Here is a 16453-nt window from a genome sequence, read left to right as displayed (position 1 = left end):
AAACAAAAAGCCGCGGATTCCGCGGCTTTCCTAGCTTACTCAACACTATTCTACAATTATCTTCCCGACCATCTTGCTGTGGCCAGCACCGCAGACAACCGAGCAATGGAATTCATGCTCACCGGTTTTGTCGGCTGTAAATTCTGCAACCCCGTTATTTTCCTTGATATCGACGTTAAAATCCGGAATCGCGAAGCCATGGAAGCCTTCCGTGTTACTCAGGGTGATTTTTACTTTGTCGCCTTGTTTAACACGGATTTCCGGCTGATCGAATTCGAAGTTTTTCGCTTTGATTGTGATCGCCTTAGATCCGCCTCCGCCTGCGGCATTATTGCCAGCATTGGTTCCTGCGTTTGTGCCTGCATTGGTACCGGCATTATTGGTTGCGCCCGTATTCGCATTATTGTTATTCTTGTCCGAGCTTGATCCGCAGCCTGCAGCCGTTCCCATTACGGTTACGGCAAGAGCGGCAATCATAAGCAGCTTATTGATCTTCATAGCAGCTATCTCCTTTAAACTTTTAATTTTTCGTCTGTTCGAGTTCAATAATGTTGGATTTGACTTCCGGTTCATCATCGGCAATGCCTTTTGTTGAATTCCGGAACTCGCGCAGCGTATCGCCAAAGGCCCGTCCAAGCTGAGGCAGCTTCGCCGGTCCAAATACGATCAAAGCGATAGCCAGAATAATAATCAGCCCTGAAATCCCTACGTTGTTAAACATAAAATCCCTCCACAATTAAGTCGTTTGTACGGCAAACTTCCGCCTATAGTAACGCGCCGAGATAAATGCGCTGATCTCGAAGAGCAGAATGAGTGGAACGGTCACGGACAAATGGGATACAAAATCCGGAGGTGAGATAAGTGTTCCCACAACCGCCAGACCTACATACGCAAATTTTCGAACCTGCTTCATTTTGTCTGGAGTCAGCATCCCGATTCGGGTCAGAAATGTCATTGCGAGCGGCATTTCAAAAGCAACACCCATGGGCAGCAGGAAACTGATCAGAAATGACATGTAATGCTGGATCCCGTATACCTCTTGAGCTCCCATCGATTGGTTCAGCTTGATCATGAACCGGATCATCATCGGCAGGGCTACGGTATAACCGAATAACACACCGCTTACGAACAGCAAGGACGAAGTTGGCACATAGACCAAGGTGCTCTTTGCTTCGGCATCCGTCATGCCCGGTCTTGCAAATGCCCATAGATGGTACATGAGAAACGGCAGCGTCAGAATAATACCGACGAGCAGCGCGCATTTCATATACACCGCAATGCCGTCCGAGAGCGCAAATACGCTCCACTCCACTTCAATGGCACCCAGATGTCCTTTGACGAAAGTCAAAATTTTAGGCGCTGCATACAGGCCTACGCACAAGGATGCCAAAAACCAGCCTGCCACATAAATAAGGCGTTTGCGGAGCTCGGACAAATGACTGATCAGATCGCTTTCGATCGTATCGGTCTGTTTGCTCACACGAGTGAACCGCCTTTATTCATATATTTCTGAACGCCCTCGGCCGTCCGGTAAGCCAATGCGCCAACGGTGGCCGTCGGATTGTATCCACTGTTGTGCGGGAAGTTGGAAGCTCCGCAGATGAAAACATTTTCCGCATCCCACATTTGCAGATAGTTGTTAACGACGGAAGTCTTGGGATCAGATCCCATAATCGTACCACCCGTGTTATGGGTAGACTGATAAGGAACGATATTATACTGCTTGATGGAGTCATGGATCTCCGTCTTGGTTCCACCCATCTGGTCCGCGATGTCCTTTGTCTTCTGGGCAATAAACTTCACGAGCTCGCGGTCCTGATCTTCGAAATCGAAAGTCATCCTGATAAGCGGCAAACCAAATGCGTCCTTGTACTCCGGATCAAGGTCCAGATAATGATAACGGTTCGGCATGCTTGCGCCTTGTCCAGCAACCGATAGCACACGGTTCGAGTTATGGATCGTCGCTTTCTTGAATTCGGCGCCCCACTTCGGCGTACCGGCCGGAACCGGCTGATACTGAATCGGCCGAAGCCCCGTCTGCGTGAACCGGATATTCGCGCCGTGCAAAAACTTCAGATCGCTATGATCAAAGTTATCGCCGTTAAAATCATCGATACTGCTTCCGAGCGCGCCGGCTCCCATCGCCAGGTTGAATTCACGGTCCTCGTAGAAGGCGCTGGTGCTGGCACCGTTCACCTGATAAGCATAGTTCCTGCCAACCGCGCCGGTATCCGCCTCGGGATTGTAAGGCTTGCCTAGCTTGGAAAGCAGAAGAAGCCTTACATTCGAGAACAGATAACTTGCGAGAATAACTACGTCGGCCGGCTGCGTGTACTCTTCTCCGGTTGGTGTATGTACGTAGGTGACACCGGTTGCTTTCTTGCCGTCGTGAATGATTTGGGTCACATTGGAATGCATGCGGAGATCAAGCTTGCCCGTTTGCTTCGCGACCGGAAGGACGGTAACAACCGGGTCCGCTTTTGCGCCGTATTCGCAGCCAAATCGTTCGCAATACCCGCAATATTGGCAAGGCGCTCTCTCTACACCGTCTGGATTCTTATAAGGTTCGGACAAGTTGGCCGAAGGAATGACATAAGGATGGTAGCCAAGCTTTTTGGCTGCGTCCTCAAACAACTTCATGCCCGGAGACTTTTTCATTGGACCCGTTGCAAACGGCTTGGACATTTTACCGATATTCGGAGGCAATTCCGTCTCGCCGGAAATGCCGGACATCTGCTCGTATTTCACAAAGTACGGCTCAAGCTCCTCATACGTAATACCCCAGTCCCGAATCGTCATGTTCTCCGGAATCTTCTTCTTGCCGTAACGCTCAACCGTCTTGCTGTAAATCTCAAAGTCGTAAGGCAGGAAGCGGTAGTATTGACCGTTCCAGTGAACCCCCGCGCCTCCCAAACCTTCCCCCAGCAAGAACGATCCGTATGTCCGCATCGGCAATGCTCTCATTTTCATTGAGTTGCGGAAGGAGACCGTTTCTTTGGACAAATCCTGCATCAGCTCATAACGGGATGCGTAGCGGAGTTCGTCGTGAACATGGTAATAATCCTGTGTATCCCGGCTTTTGCCCCGCTCCAGACCTACAACGGAAATACCGGCTTTCGTCAGCTCGGAAGCGATAATGCCGCCAACCCAGCCCATCCCGACAATAACGACGGGAACCTTTGGAAGTTTAGTTGCCATTTTGCTTCACCCCTTCTCTACCCAAGCTCAAGATGATCATGCAAGCTTAATGGTTCAAGTTTTACAAACTCTTCTTTCTCGATGTAATCGGTATAGCTCATCTGGTTGCCGGGGAAGTTTCTCATTTTCCAGCCCGCCATATTTCGGTTGCCTCCGTAAAGCGGGTCGGAGTAAGCTCCCTCGAGCGTCAGGTTAAGGAACATTGCGAAAAAGTTGGACGCGGGAATATCCTTGATTTCCGTCTTATCCGTTTCGAAGGCCGTCAGCACCGCATCCTGCTCTTCCGGCGTAATTTCTACAAATGGCTTCTGATGTTTCGTATTGCTGTACTGATTCATTGCGTCGAGCCCCAGTGCAATAAGCTCTCTTCGTTTAAAGACCAGCTGGTAGCCCTGCGTAGCTTCCGCTTTATAATAAGGCGGTTGCATGTAGTCCCTGGCATTGGTGCCATAGGCGCTTGCCATCTGATGGTCGATATAGAAGGCTACCCCCAGCTCTTTCGCGCCGGGTCCTAGATCATCCTGCGGGAACAGCCGCTCGGCAGCAGCTTCCGCCGTGAGGAACTGATCCTGGTTGAAGAACATTAACGCCTGGTTATAGTCTTTATTCTCTGGTGCTGTTCCCGACTTGCCGGGTTCCGGAGTTGCTTCCTTCTCCGTCTGTTTCAGATTCGAGCCTACAAGTCCTCCGATGACCCCGCCTAGCACTACTCCGCCAAGGGCTGTACCGGAATATTTAAGGAACCTTCTGCGCGATTCGTCCTGCGGCTGATTTGGTTTGTCATTCGCCATAATCGTTCTCTCCTTACTACCCGATTTAGTAGGTTTTCTAATTTTCTTCCAATAGGTGAAATATTATTCAGACTTTCGATCATTATCCGCTGACTATTTTTAATTCAGTACCTTGCAATAAACAATACTGGATGGTATATTGTATTGACATCATCCATATTTATTAACAGGTACTGTTTAATATATAGTACTAAGCCATAAATAAAACGAGGTGTTTCCCCTTTGAATGTTCAATTTAAAAAAGGCGTATTGGAACTATGCGTTCTTGTCATGCTCGATAAGCAAGACCGCTATGGATACGAGTTGGTTCAGAAAATATCCAGTCAGATCGAAATCTCGGAAGGCTCCATTTATCCGATTCTTCGGCGATTGACAAGCGAGGAATACTTCACAACCTATCTCCAGGAATCTACTGAAGGACCGTCGAGAAAATACTACAGGCTTACCGATAAAGGAAGAACCTATCTCTATGAGCTTATCTCGGAGTGGACGGAGTTTGCCAATGGTGTCAATCATTTGATTAAGGAAGGTGTGAACTATGACGAAAAATAATTTCTTGCAGCAATTAGAGGCTGAGTTAAAGGTCATTCCGGCGGCAGAGCGCGCGGATATTCTGCATGATTATGAAGAGCATTTTATATTCGGGCTGGAGGCAGGAAAATCGGAAGAGGAAATTGCGATTGCGCTCGGCTCCCCTGCTCTAATCGCAAGAGAGCTTCTTGCCGGATATCACTTGAAACGGGCTTCGGTGAATTCAACTGCAGGGAGTATTATTCGAGCAACTTGGGCCGTCATTGGATTAAGCTTTTTCAATCTGGTTATTGTACTTGGTCCTGCAATTGGAGTAGCCGGAGTGATTCTCGCATGTTGGGCAGTAGCTCTGACCTTGCTTGCTTCTCCTCTCCTCGTTGTTATTGATACGGTTTTTCACCCTGCCGCCTTCATTCTATTTGATCTTTTCTTCTCGATCTTCATGTGCGGATTAGGCATCCTAATCGGAATGGGTATGCTGCATGTTACCAAGCTGGTGAAAAAAGCTGCAATAGGTTATTTGAAATACAATGCAGCTCTTGTTAAAGGAGGGCTGAAGCATGGCAACTAAGAAAAAATTAGCTGCAATAGCGGCAGTACTTATAGTTGTTGGTCTTGCAGGAAGCCTAATCACTTATTTTAACGGAAATACCGTTACTGAAGTATCCGAGCAAAAAACGATTACCGGCTCGCAGATTACGGCCGTTGACTTACATTCGGACAATACCCGCATCGAGTTATTGCCTTCATCCGAGCAAGATATAAAGCTCCAGTTAGAAGGAAGCACAACGTCTAAAGAAAAGCCGCAATTGGACATTAAATCAGAAGACTCGACCTTGTCTATCACAATGGATACGAATCAGCACAAATGGTTTAACTTCAATTTCCGCGAGGACTCTTTAGTGTTAACCATTTATTTGCCGCAAAAGCAATATAATGAACTAAAGATCGCAAATAATAATGGCTATATTCTGGCTAAGCAGCTCAATGCCGCTTCGATTCAGGCATCTACGGACAATGGCAGGATTGAATTCAGCGACACCACTTCCCAGACGGTAAAGGTGCGGGCCGACAACGGGAAAATCACGTTAGATCATGTCACGGGAATCTTGGACGGAAAAACGAGCAATGGGTCCATTACGGTGTTAACCAAAGAAATAAGCCAGAACATTACGCTTAATACCAACAATGGAAGAATTCTCATTCAAACGGAAACAGAACCCGCAGGCGTCACCTTTTATACCCATGTCGATAACGGAAGAGTGAATCTCTTCGATAAGTATAAGGGCAATACCGTTGTCGGGGACGGTAACATACAAGTGAAGCTCACTGCCGACAATGGCAGCATCACGGTAAAAAAACAATAAAAACGAATAAAGCCGCTCCTTCCCATCGGAAGAAGCGGCTTTATTTCATTTACCAAGAACATTTACCGGCGAACCAGCCAAATACGCTTCGATATCTTCTACGATGCCTTTGAAGAAACCGCGGTACGCCGCTTCCGTTACATAACCGATATGCGGAGTTGCAAGGACGTTCGGCAGCGAGCGGATTGGATCGTCTTGAGGCAGCGGCTCCTGCTCAAAGACGTCAATGCCGGCTCCGGCGATTTTGCCGCTTCGAAGGGCTTCCAGCAAGGCATCACGATCAACAATAGGGCCACGAGAAGTGTTGATGAGAAAAGCTGTCGGCCGCATCCGATTTAGCTCTCTCGCGCCAATCAAGCCTCGGGTACGATCACCTAACACCAAGTGTATCGATACGATATCGCTGCTCTCCAGCAGCTCTTCCTTGGAAGCTGCCAGCGTTACTCCGGCTGCCGCAGCTTTCTCGGCGGTCAGGTTCCGGCTCCACGCCATCACCTCCATGCCAAAGGCTTGTCCGATCCTTGCCACGTTGGTTCCGATATGGCCAAGCCCCAACAATCCAAGCCTCTTGCCGTGAAGATCGACTCCGATCGTGCTTTGCCAGCCTCCGTTTCTGACCGCTGCATTTTCCTGCACCAGCTTTCTTGCGAGACCGAGAATAAGCGCCCAAGTCAACTCGGTGGTTCCTTCGCCTCCGCCTTTAGTGCCGCATACCGTAATCCCCTGTTCCGCGGCTGTTGCCAGATCAATTGAAGCGTTACGCATACCGGTTGTTACAAGAAGCTTCAGGTTAGGCAGGCGCTGCAGCAGCTCCTTGCGGAATGGCGTTCGTTCCCGCATGACGACAACAATATCGCAATCCAGTAAGGCGGCGACAAGCTCAGCCTGATCCTCGAAATGATGATTGCATACTTTAATCTCAACACGGTCCTTAACTGACGACCAATCAGCCATGCTCAAAGCTACGTTCTGGTAATCATCCAATACGGCGCATTTCATTTGTTGTTCTCCTCCTTCTTTAAGAAAGCAAAACAGCAAGCTCCTTACCCGCTATTCTGGGGGAGCTTGCTGTTTTTTGCCTCAATTATTTCGGTTGGATATAACCTTCTGCCTTGAGCAGTTCAGCGATCAATACGGCACCGCCGGCTGCACCGCGGAGCGTGTTATGCGAGAGGCCCACGAATTTGAAATCGTACAGGGAATCTTCGCGCAGACGGCCGGCCGATACGCCCATGCCTTTTTCGATGTCGCGGTCGAGCTTGGTTTGCGGTCTGTTCTCTTCTTCGAAATAAGTAATGAATTGCTTAGGCGCGCTTGGCAGACCCAGCTCTTGCGGACGGCCTTTGTACTCGGACCAGCGCGCAAGGATCTCTTCCTTCGAAGGTTTGTTCTCGAAATTCACGAACACGGTTGCAAGGTGACCGTCCGTTACCGGAACGCGGATACATTGCGTCGTGATCTGCGGAGAGCTTGCTTTCACGACTTCGCCGTTCTCGACGCTGCCCCAGATGCGGAGCGGCTCCTGCTCGCTCTTCTCTTCTTCGCCGCCGATGTAAGGAATGACGTTGTCCAGCATATCCGGCCAGTCGGTAAAGTTCTTGCCGGCGCCGGAGATCGCTTGATACGTCGAAGCTACAACCGTAGTAGGTTTAAATTCGCGCAAAGCGTTAAGCGCCGGAACATAGCTTTGAATCGAGCAGTTCGGTTTTACCGCGATGAAGCCGGTTGTTGTACCCAGGCGTTTTCTTTGAGCCTCAATGACTTCAAGATGCTCAGGGTTAATCTCGGGAATAACCATAGGAACGTCCGCCGTCCAGCGATGCGCCGAGTTGTTGGACACGACCGGCGTACCCGTTTTCGCATATGCCTCTTCCAGTGCCTGAATTTCTTTCTTCGGCATATCTACCGCACAGAATACAAAATCAACGCCCGCAGCAACCTCTTCGACCTTCGAAGCGTCCTGCACCACGATATTTTTAACCGCTTCAGGGATTGGAGTGTCAAGCTTCCATCTGTTCTGAACAGATTCAACATACGTTTTGCCTGCCGAGCCTGCGCTTGCGGCAATAGCCGTTACTTCAAACCAAGGATGCTGATCCAGCAATTGTACGAAGCGCTGGCCAACCATGCCTGTTCCACCAACGATACCAACTTTAAGTTTTTGTGTCATTTGTACTTCAAATCCTCTCAGTCTGATTTTGTATGCCGTCCTTATACCTTACATGTATGCGGTATAAATCCCTTTGCTTGCTGCGAAAACAAAAAAATCCCACCCCCAAGACCGTAGTCTCAGGGACGAGATTTGAATACCCGTGGTACCACCCTAAATTCGCGGATATGTCGCCATATCAGCCTCTTCAAGTACGGCATTGCAATCGAATGCTTATACTCTAGCTCTATAACAGGAGCTCCTGTCACACCATCCCCGGCCAGACCGGTTCCGATGCGCTGCTCAGAGTCTTTCTTCAATAAACAACTCTTTACTCCTTTTCAGCGTACCGGAGCTCTCTGGATAAGAATTGATTTACCTACTCGTCTCGTCGTTGCATTTCATATTGCAGTTATAATAACAAAAAACGAATCCAAGGTAAACCCATTTTCGCAAAAAAATTAACGGCTTTCAGCCGCTTTGAGATTAAGCTTCTTATACGCTTTCGTGTAGACCCACAAAGCGTTCAGCAGAAGGATAGCTCCCGTTGTTAAAAAGACCGCCCGTATGCCGAACCAAGCCGATATTTGCCCGCCAAAAATCGAACCGATAAAGATGCCGAGGTAACCCGCCGACATCGTAAAACCAAACACTCTTCCCGTGAGAGCATCCGGCGTAATTTTTTTAATCAGAATATTAACAGACGGATTAAGCCCCCCTGCCGCCAACCCAAGCAAGAATCGAAGCACCATAAGCTCCCAAGGCTGATGAACCAATGCCTGAGGAATAAACAACAGCCCCGCAACAATCAAAGCGATAAGCATCACCTTATGTGCGCCAATCTGATCCGATAGTCTGCCGAGCCTTGGCGCGGCGATCATGTTAGCCAGTCCGGAGGAGGAGAATATAAACCCCGCAAGCAAGGCAACATGCTCGGTACTGCTCGTTAAGCTTGTGACATACACCGTCAAGACAGGCTCAATGGAATACATAGCAAGGGTTAAGGCAAAATACGTCACAAACAAAGTGATTGTCAGGTTCTTCTCGGGGATACTGCTCCAGACTTCCTTCATTTTCTGCGCCTTTTTATCTACGCGGGTGAAATCCTCTTTCACAAATAGCAAGGTTGTAATAAAAGCGAACAGTAAAAGCACTCCGGTAATAAAGAACACATTCCTCATACCGAAATGCAATTCAATAAAACCGCCGATCGACGGACCTAGCAAAGAACCCGCAATTCCCGCCGTAGACAAGGTTCCGAGCGCCCAACCGGCGTGGGCTTTCTCGGTCTGCGTTGCGATAAGCGCCGTGCAAGCGGAGGCGTATCCCGTAATGATCCCCTGCAACAGGCGAAGGCCAATCAGCTCATATACATTCTGGGCGAAGCCCATGCTGAAAATGACGATTGCCATGCCCAGACTGGCCCGGAGCAGCATCGGCTTCCGCCCGTATTTGTCCGCCGCGATTCCCCATATCGGAGAAAACACAGCCGACAGTATAAAGGTAATCCCAAACGCTAAACCGGAATACTGCTCTACCATTCGGGTATCGGAGACGCCCAGATGATTAATGTACAAAGGCAATACCGGGGCGATCTGGCTCATGCCGATGCTTGCGACGAATACGCCAAACCAACAGACGAACAGGTTTCTTTTCCATATCGGCATACCTGTCATCCTCCTTCATTCTGTTGCTTCTGGATGCTTTGGATGCTCTAAGCTAAGGTTTCAATCCAGTCATCCACCGTTCTCACGTCCGCCTGACGCGGGAACACCTTCTCGGTAAGGACGCGGTGCACTTCGGGATCCGCATCCAGACAAGCATCCTTCAATACGGTAATGGCATAATCCTTATCCGCCGCCTCGCGCACAGTAGACAATACAACCCCGCTTGTGGAAATGCCGCATAAGATAAGATTCTCGACCTGCTTCGCGCGAAGAATAACCTCCAGATTGCTGCCGGCAAAAGCGCTGATCCGGAATTTCGTAACTACCGGCTCGCCTGGCAGAGGCTTCACCGATTCGTGGATCTGCGTCGCTTCGTCATGGATAGTCATGCCGCCATGCTGCGCAACCACCGAAAACGATTTGTTGCGGGGACTTACTTCCGGATATCCTTCATTAAAGCCAACACGGACAAAAATTACCGGGATCCCGTGCTTCCGTGCAGCCTCTAAAGCCTTCTGAAAAGGTTGAATAACCTCGTTGTTATCTGCAAACCGGGATACGATTCCGTTCTGCAAGTCCATGATTACGAATGCGCTTCGTTTCGTGTTCAACATCGGTTGTACACACTCCTTACGGTTATGTTAATATTAAGCGGAGAACTCTCCTCTTGATATTAAACGGAGAACTCTCCGTTTGTCAACCAAGCCTCAAATCATGTTTTTATAGATAGGGAGTGATCCAGTCATGAAGGAAGAATCAATAACAACTCCGCCAAAGCCCGAACGCCGGGATGCTGCCGAGAACCGTCAGCGTATACTGAACGCCGCACTCCAATTGTTCGAACAGCATGGCGTGGAACAGGTCAGCATGAATCAGATAGCGGCTGAAGCCCAGATCGGACCGGGTACCTTATACCGCCGTTACCGCAATAAAAGCGAACTATGCCTGGACCTCATGAAAGACAATCTCGTCATTCTGTTTGAGGATATTTACGCTTATTTGGAAGATAACCATACTGACTCTCCAAGCTCCAGACTGAAAGGAATTCTTGGCTTGTTTATCCGGTTCCGGGAAAAAAAATCCCAGCTGCTGCGCGGCGTAGAGGATTCCTCCTCCACCAACCGGCCAAGCACCCGAACGAAAGGCCCTCTCTACCACGAGCTGCACGAGATCCTCGTTCAGCTGTTCGACGAGATGCTTGCCGCTTCCGGAAAGTCTGAACCAAACAGCGTATTCCGTGCCGATATGTTACTGAATGGCGTTAGCAGCGAATCCTATCTATTCCAGCGGGAGGTACGCGGTTATACGCCGGAAGTGATCCTTGAGCACCTCTGCGCTACTTTTATCGCGGATAAATAGACAACACGAAAAAACCAGCCTTATCCCTTTGACAAGGAATGCGCTGGTTTTCGTTTATTTCATAAGCGTACTAGAGGCTTTTCAGCTGGTCCTTCGATTACTTCGCCGGTAATCGAGAAGCGTGAGCCATGGCAAGGGCAATCCCAGGTCCGTTCCCCGTTATTCCATTCCACCTCGCAGCCCATATGGGTGCAGGTCGTATCGACGAGAAAGAGCTGCCCCTCCTTATCGCGGTACCCCCCGGCCCGGCGTCCGTGAATTTGAATAACGCTGCCTTCGTCCTTCTCAAGCTGCTCGGGACGTTTCTTGACATACTCCAGCTTGCCGCCAATCAGATGCTTCGCAACGTCCGCGTTATCCGAGATAAGCTTGCCAACTGTTTTCCATGACACGGAACGGGAAGGCGTAAACAGCTTCGCATACGGATTATCCCTCTCCAGAATAAGATCCCGGATAATGAGCGCAGCCGCGGTTCCGTTCGTCATCCCCCATTTGCGGAAGCCCGTTGCGATAAACACGTCGGGATGAGCTGCCGTAATCCGGCCGATAAACGGTATTTTATCTCCCGTAACAAGATCTTGCGCCGACCATCTGTAGGAGATTTCCTTGATTTTGAACTGATTCTCCGCAAATTTCCGCAGCTCGTCGTAATGATTGATCGTGCAGATCCCTTGGCCCGTCTTATGGCTCTGTCCACCTAGAATAATCAGCTTATTCCCGTCATCGAGCGGGGTATAACGTACGGAGCGCTTCGGATCCTCGGCACTCAGATACATGCCGCCCGGATACTCGTCTTCCACTTGTAAGCCAAGTACATAGGATCGATCCGCATGCATTCTCGCAAAATAAAAGCCTAGGCCGTCGTAAAACGGAAAATGGGTACAGGAAACAACATATTTACAGCTAATGCGATTTCCGTCGCTAGTCATAACTTTTGGCGTATCTGCATACTCCACGTCTACGGCAGTTGTATGCTCGTAGATTGTACCCCCCTGCTTCAGGAATTCCTGAACCAACTTCAGTAAATAGTTGAGCGGATGAAACTGCGCTTGACCATCCATCCGGACAGCTCCAAAGAGCGGGAGGTTAAGCGGAATTTTGTCCAGATAAGCACCGGGAATGCCGAGCTCTTGATAGGCTTTTGCTTCATTTTCCACTTTGACGATATAGTCGACATGATGGGTGTAAACATAAGCGTCCTGCTCCGTATAACCGCATTCTATTTGATGCTTGCCGATCGTTTCGTGAATGAAATTCATGGCGTCTTTCGCGGCTTGGTAATACAGCGAAGCTTTTTCCTTGCCTTCCGAGCGCAGAAGCTCATCAAAGATCAGATCATGCTGTGCCGTGATTTTTGCGGTCGTGTGAGCCGTAGTTCCGTTCAGAATCTCTCCCGCTTCCAGCAGTACGACTCGAAGGCCCTCCTGACTCAACAGATACGCTGTTGTTATACCGGAGATTCCTCCGCCTACTACAACAACATCGGCTTCCGTGTCCTGCTCTAGCTTCGGAAATTTCCCCTTTTCTTGCTGGGATGCAGTCCAATAAGACTCGGGAAACTGCGGCAGATCTTTGTGATATCGCATGGTCATACTGAACCCCTCTCAACGGCAATCGGATTTCCTTAATTTGCACGTTTATAGGGAATTTATGTGCCCGCCTTCCCTACTTGCCCGATTGACGTTCCCGGAGCTTCAGCAGGATTAGAACGCCAGCCATGATAAGGAGACCGCTTAAACCATAGACGGCAAACAACGATAACGCGCCTTTCAAATAGCCCGACAGGGACATTCCGATAACCATCATCCCCATAAACACTGGCATAATCGCTCCGGATACGCGCCCCATATAAGCCATCTCCGTGTTCCGAACGATAAGCGTTTGAATGCCTCCTTGAATCGCTGGATATACGAATCCGCTGATGATCAATAAGAGTATGGTCAGCCAAATCATCGTAGATGCGCCGATCCCGGTCGTGCAGATCGCTGTAATGAGCAGACCCGCTGCAAATAGACGCTGCGGCGGTATTTTTTTCGCTACGCCCATAATCGCGACTCCTCCAATCAGCATGGCTGCACCGTTTGTCATAACGAGCCATTGCAGAAAGCTCTTCGTTTGTCCAAGCTGCTCCACGACAATAAAAATTTGAAGCGGCTGCGTTAGACCGGAAGCAAATCCGACAACCGCAAAGCTAAGGCATAAGATTCGAAGAGCCTGATTCGACCAGACGTACCGGATACCGGCTGTAAGCTCGCTCATAAAGCTGGATTTGAGGTTTGAATTCTGTTCGTTTTCGTCTTTAGGCAGCGTTGCCAGTATAAGCGAAGAACCTAGGAATAAGACGGCCGTCAAAATAAGGGAAACATGAATGCCGAGCTTTAGGAAGATAAGCGTGCCGATAACCGGCCCAAGAACCATAAAGACCGCGACAAGCGTTTGGGACATCGCCATCACGCCCTGCAGCTGTTCGCCGGGTACATGGCGTTTGTATAGCTTCATTGCGGAAGGCTGGGAAAATTGGGACAAGCTCGCCGATATAAAAGATCCGATCAGCAGAGCTATCCATCCGCCGCTCATGAGCGCAAGCAATACGCCTGCAACAGAGATCGCCGAAAGGAGATCGCTCCCTACCATCGTCCGCTTCGGCCGCCATCTATCGGCAAAGGTGCCGCCAATTAAGGCGAACAGGAAAATCGGCGCAAATTCCGCCACCGAAATAAGCGAGACGTAAACCGGGTTATTGTGGGTTAGATCCGTAACATACAGCAATACCGCGTAATTGCGAATCCAAATTCCGAGGTGCAGCAGCACCCGGGAACAAATGATCGTTCGTACATAACGATTGGAAAACATAATCAATACCTCGTGATTAGTAAGTTTTTTTGATTTTGGCGGCAAGAGCGATGTCACGATCTCGCAGTGTCATTGCGGCGATATAACGGAGCTGCTGTCCTCACCTCTTTCGGTATTTGTTGATGTTAATCAAGCCAACTAATTGAAAGCATCAAGCATCACTCTAATTTTCCTCATGGGATTATTGAATCGGATGATCGATTCACTTGTTTACTAATTTACTAATTTACTAAATAACTGGTGCTAGTGTAATCCGGATTGGCGACGTTAGTCAATGCATTTTTTTATTGAAGAGCCGCAAAAGGGCGCGCCAACTCCTTTTTCACGCTAACGAGTCCATCGTCTGCAGCACGGTTTTTTCCTCTTATTTGCCATTCAGCCTCATCATGATCCCCGCTCCCTCGTCTGCAGCTCGGTTTTTTCCTCTTATTTTCCATTCAGCCTCATCAGGCTCAACGTTCCATCGTCTGCAGCTCGGTTTTTTCCTCTTATTTGCCATTCAGCCTCATCAGGCTCCCCGCTCCCTCGTCTGCAGCACGATTTTTTTCCTCTTATTTGGCACACCGAACCATCTCGCTCCTCGCTACACCGCCTGCAGCTCGGTTTTTTCCTCTTATTTGGCACACCGAATCATCTCGCTCCTCGCTACACCGCCTGCAGCACGATTTTTTCCTCTTATTTGACACTCCGCCTCATCATGATCCCCGCTCCCTCGTCTGCAGCACGATTTTTTCCTCTTATTTGGCACACCGAACCATCTCGCTCCTCGCTACACCGCCTGCAGCACGGTTTTTTCCTCTTATTTGCCATTCAGCCTCATCATGCTCCCCGCTCCCTCGTCTGCAACTCGGTTTTTTCCTCTTATTTGACACTCCGCACCGTGACGTTCTCCGTTCCATCTTTTTACTTGGCCTGTCAGCCTGAATAGCCAATAATTGCGAAGATGCGGATCAAAATAAATCTTTTTCTTCTCCACCTGTCACAATTCCCGCCGCTTAATTGTCTTAGATAACGAAACCGACTTTATACGAGATAAATGGAGGAATCATACGATGAAAATTCGTTTGGATTACCGCACCGCTAACCCTGCCGCATTCCAAGCTTTGATGAAGCTTGAAGGCGTTTCTAAACAGCTGAATCCCGATAAAACGTTGTATGAACTGATCAAAATCCGCGCTTCCCAAATTAACGGCTGCGCATTCTGCCTCGATATGCACACGGCCGATGCCCGTAAGCTTGGCGAATCCGAGCAGCGGATCAACCTGGTTGCGGTATGGAAGGAAGCTCCGCAATTTACGGCGCGTGAGCGTGCCGCGCTTGCACTTACTGAGGCTGTGACGCTGATCTCGAATGCCGGTGTGCCGCAGGATGTCTACGATGAGGTTCGCAGGCATTTTACCGATGAAGAATATGTCGGACTTATATTAGCCATTAACGCAATCAACAGTTGGAACCGCGTAGCGATTGCAACCGGCATGTTCCCCGGCTGTTTCGAGTCTTAGGCGCCGCCTTCCATAGCCAAAGAAACCACTCCTCGGGATGAGGGTGGTTTCTTGCTGTTCGTTACGGTATGATCATAATAGTTAAATTTTGGGGGTTGATAGATCTTGACGGCAAGCGATACAGCTTTGGGTATTGAACAGCTTTACCGGGAGTATAAATCGCTGCTTACTTCCATCGCCTACCGGATGCTGGGATCGATGAGTGAAGCGGAAGACGCGGTGCAGGATGTGTTCGTTACCGTCAGTAAGCTAGATGGCATCGACATCTCGCACCCAAAAGCGTACCTGGTTAAACTCCTCACCAACCGCGTCTTAAACGTGATGAAGTCGGCTCCGCGCAAGCGCGAGAGCTACCCGGGACAATGGCTGCCCGAGCCGGTTAGCGAAGGAACTCCGGAATCTTCGCCGCTCGACAATGTTATTCAGCATGAACAACTGGGTTACGCCCTTCTCGTTCTGCTTCAGAACTGTACGCCGCCCGAACGCGCCGTCTTTGTCCTGCGGGAATCCTTCGGCTATGAATATTCGGAGATCGCGGCCATGCTGGATAAATCCGAAGCGGCCTGCCGTAAAATTTTCAGCCGCGCGTCTGCCAAGATTGGACACTCTTCCTCCCTCTCCGAGGAAAATAAGGCAACGCTGGATGAGTCGATGACCCGCTTTGTGCAGTCCTTCTCCGAGGCGATCTACACCGGACGGCTGGAAAGCTTCATCCACCTACTCACCGACGACGCGGTCATGTTAACGGACGGCGGAGGCATCGTACGCTCTGCGTTTAATCCGATCATTGGTCCGAGCAGAATTATTGCCTTTATGGAGGGTATCGCCAGGAAAGGTGCCTTTGAAGGTATTTGGCAGCCTATATTCATCAGCGGACAGCAAGGCTTGGTGCAAATCCAGGATAACAAGCCCGTCAAAGTCTATCTCTTCGAGCCCGATGAACAAACGGGTAAAATTCGTTCCGTGTACTCCATCTCCAATCCGGAGAAGCTTACAAGGATTCATTAAATGCCAGACCGTTTCCCGATTGCCGGGG

Annotated in this window: 17 protein-coding genes and 1 other annotated feature; of the genes, 6 read left to right on the top strand and 11 right to left on the bottom strand. The window is 49.5% G+C overall.

The window, feature by feature from the left end; genetic code table 11:
- Positions 1-45: 45 nt before the first annotated feature.
- The 5 genes from PJDR2_RS14905 to PJDR2_RS14885 are packed head-to-tail and all read right to left on the bottom strand — an operon-like array spanning position 46 to position 3989.
- On the bottom strand, positions 46-498 hold the full coding sequence (locus PJDR2_RS14905; RefSeq protein ID WP_015844535.1) for a cupredoxin domain-containing protein: 453 nt from the start codon (positions 496-498) through the stop codon (positions 46-48).
- Between the two features lie 22 nt (positions 499-520).
- Positions 521-721 (bottom strand): twin-arginine translocase TatA/TatE family subunit, encoded by a 201-nt coding sequence (tatA, locus tag PJDR2_RS14900; protein ID WP_015844534.1) that lies wholly within the window; start codon positions 719-721, stop codon positions 521-523.
- Positions 722-736: 15 nt separating this feature from the next.
- Positions 737-1480, bottom strand: a complete 744-nt coding sequence (gene tatC / locus PJDR2_RS14895) for a twin-arginine translocase subunit TatC (protein ID WP_015844533.1) — start codon at positions 1478-1480, stop codon at positions 737-739.
- A complete protein-coding gene (locus tag PJDR2_RS14890; protein WP_015844532.1) occupies positions 1477-3198 on the bottom strand; it encodes a GMC family oxidoreductase in 1722 nt (573 codons plus the stop codon). Before PJDR2_RS14890 ends, tatC begins: the two co-directional genes overlap by 4 nt.
- Before the next feature lie 17 nt (positions 3199-3215).
- Positions 3216-3989, bottom strand: a complete 774-nt coding sequence (locus PJDR2_RS14885; RefSeq protein ID WP_015844531.1) for a gluconate 2-dehydrogenase subunit 3 family protein — start codon at positions 3987-3989, stop codon at positions 3216-3218.
- Between the two features lie 222 nt (positions 3990-4211).
- On the opposite strand from PJDR2_RS14885, the gene PJDR2_RS14880 reads away from it, so the two are divergent.
- Genes PJDR2_RS14880 through PJDR2_RS14870 form a run of 3 tightly spaced genes read left to right on the top strand, consistent with a single transcriptional unit; the run spans position 4212 to position 5887 of the window.
- Complete coding sequence (locus PJDR2_RS14880; RefSeq protein ID WP_015844530.1) at positions 4212-4541, top strand: PadR family transcriptional regulator; 330 nt, start codon at positions 4212-4214, stop codon at positions 4539-4541.
- Complete coding sequence (locus tag PJDR2_RS14875) at positions 4528-5091, top strand: HAAS signaling domain-containing protein (protein ID WP_015844529.1); 564 nt, start codon at positions 4528-4530, stop codon at positions 5089-5091. Before PJDR2_RS14880 ends, PJDR2_RS14875 begins: the two co-directional genes overlap by 14 nt.
- The gene (locus tag PJDR2_RS14870) at positions 5081-5887 is read left to right on the top strand and encodes a DUF4097 family beta strand repeat-containing protein (protein WP_015844528.1); all 807 of its coding nucleotides are present in this window, start codon (positions 5081-5083) and stop codon (positions 5885-5887) included. Before PJDR2_RS14875 ends, PJDR2_RS14870 begins: the two co-directional genes overlap by 11 nt.
- A 45-nt stretch (positions 5888-5932) precedes the next feature.
- Here the strand turns inward: PJDR2_RS14870 and PJDR2_RS14865 are convergent, their stop codons facing one another.
- The 4 genes from PJDR2_RS14865 to PJDR2_RS14850 form a co-directional block, all read right to left on the bottom strand.
- Complete coding sequence (locus tag PJDR2_RS14865) at positions 5933-6886, bottom strand: D-2-hydroxyacid dehydrogenase family protein (protein WP_015844527.1); 954 nt, start codon at positions 6884-6886, stop codon at positions 5933-5935.
- A gap of 85 nt (positions 6887-6971) precedes the next feature.
- The gene (asd, locus tag PJDR2_RS14860) at positions 6972-8057 is read right to left on the bottom strand and encodes an aspartate-semialdehyde dehydrogenase (RefSeq protein ID WP_015844526.1); all 1086 of its coding nucleotides are present in this window, start codon (positions 8055-8057) and stop codon (positions 6972-6974) included.
- Positions 8058-8175: 118 nt separating this feature from the next.
- Positions 8176-8440 (bottom strand) — a binding site (T-box leader).
- Between the two features lie 57 nt (positions 8441-8497).
- Positions 8498-9703 (bottom strand): multidrug efflux MFS transporter, encoded by a 1206-nt coding sequence (locus PJDR2_RS14855; RefSeq protein ID WP_015844525.1) that lies wholly within the window; start codon positions 9701-9703, stop codon positions 8498-8500.
- 47 nt (positions 9704-9750) lie between these two features.
- Complete coding sequence (locus PJDR2_RS14850) at positions 9751-10317, bottom strand: cysteine hydrolase family protein (RefSeq protein WP_015844524.1); 567 nt, start codon at positions 10315-10317, stop codon at positions 9751-9753.
- A gap of 130 nt (positions 10318-10447) precedes the next feature.
- Between PJDR2_RS14850 and PJDR2_RS14845 the strand changes: the two genes are divergently transcribed.
- Positions 10448-11062: a TetR/AcrR family transcriptional regulator gene (locus tag PJDR2_RS14845; protein ID WP_015844523.1), complete on the top strand. Its 615-nt coding sequence runs from the start codon at positions 10448-10450 to the stop codon at positions 11060-11062.
- Positions 11063-11121: 59 nt separating this feature from the next.
- Here the strand turns inward: PJDR2_RS14845 and PJDR2_RS14840 are convergent, their stop codons facing one another.
- Both PJDR2_RS14840 and PJDR2_RS14835 read right to left on the bottom strand, forming a co-directional pair.
- Positions 11122-12654: an FAD-dependent oxidoreductase gene (locus PJDR2_RS14840; RefSeq protein ID WP_015844522.1), complete on the bottom strand. Its 1533-nt coding sequence runs from the start codon at positions 12652-12654 to the stop codon at positions 11122-11124.
- A 73-nt stretch (positions 12655-12727) separates the two neighbouring features.
- The gene (locus PJDR2_RS14835; protein WP_015844521.1) at positions 12728-13915 is read right to left on the bottom strand and encodes an MFS transporter; all 1188 of its coding nucleotides are present in this window, start codon (positions 13913-13915) and stop codon (positions 12728-12730) included.
- A gap of 1052 nt (positions 13916-14967) precedes the next feature.
- Between PJDR2_RS14835 and PJDR2_RS14830 the strand changes: the two genes are divergently transcribed.
- On the top strand, positions 14968-15417 hold the full coding sequence (locus PJDR2_RS14830) for a carboxymuconolactone decarboxylase family protein (RefSeq protein ID WP_015844520.1): 450 nt from the start codon (positions 14968-14970) through the stop codon (positions 15415-15417).
- A gap of 105 nt (positions 15418-15522) precedes the next feature.
- Positions 15523-16425 carry a sigma-70 family RNA polymerase sigma factor gene (locus tag PJDR2_RS14825; RefSeq protein WP_015844519.1) on the top strand — a complete coding sequence of 301 codons (903 nt, stop codon included), beginning with the start codon at positions 15523-15525 and terminating at the stop codon, positions 16423-16425.
- Positions 16426-16453 lie beyond the last annotated feature (28 nt).

The sequence above is a fragment of the Paenibacillus sp. JDR-2 genome (assembly GCF_000023585.1).
Classification (GTDB): domain Bacteria; phylum Bacillota; class Bacilli; order Paenibacillales; family Paenibacillaceae; genus Pristimantibacillus.
Note: the sequence above shows the minus strand (reverse complement) of the source record. Positions and strands in the feature narration are given on the sequence as shown.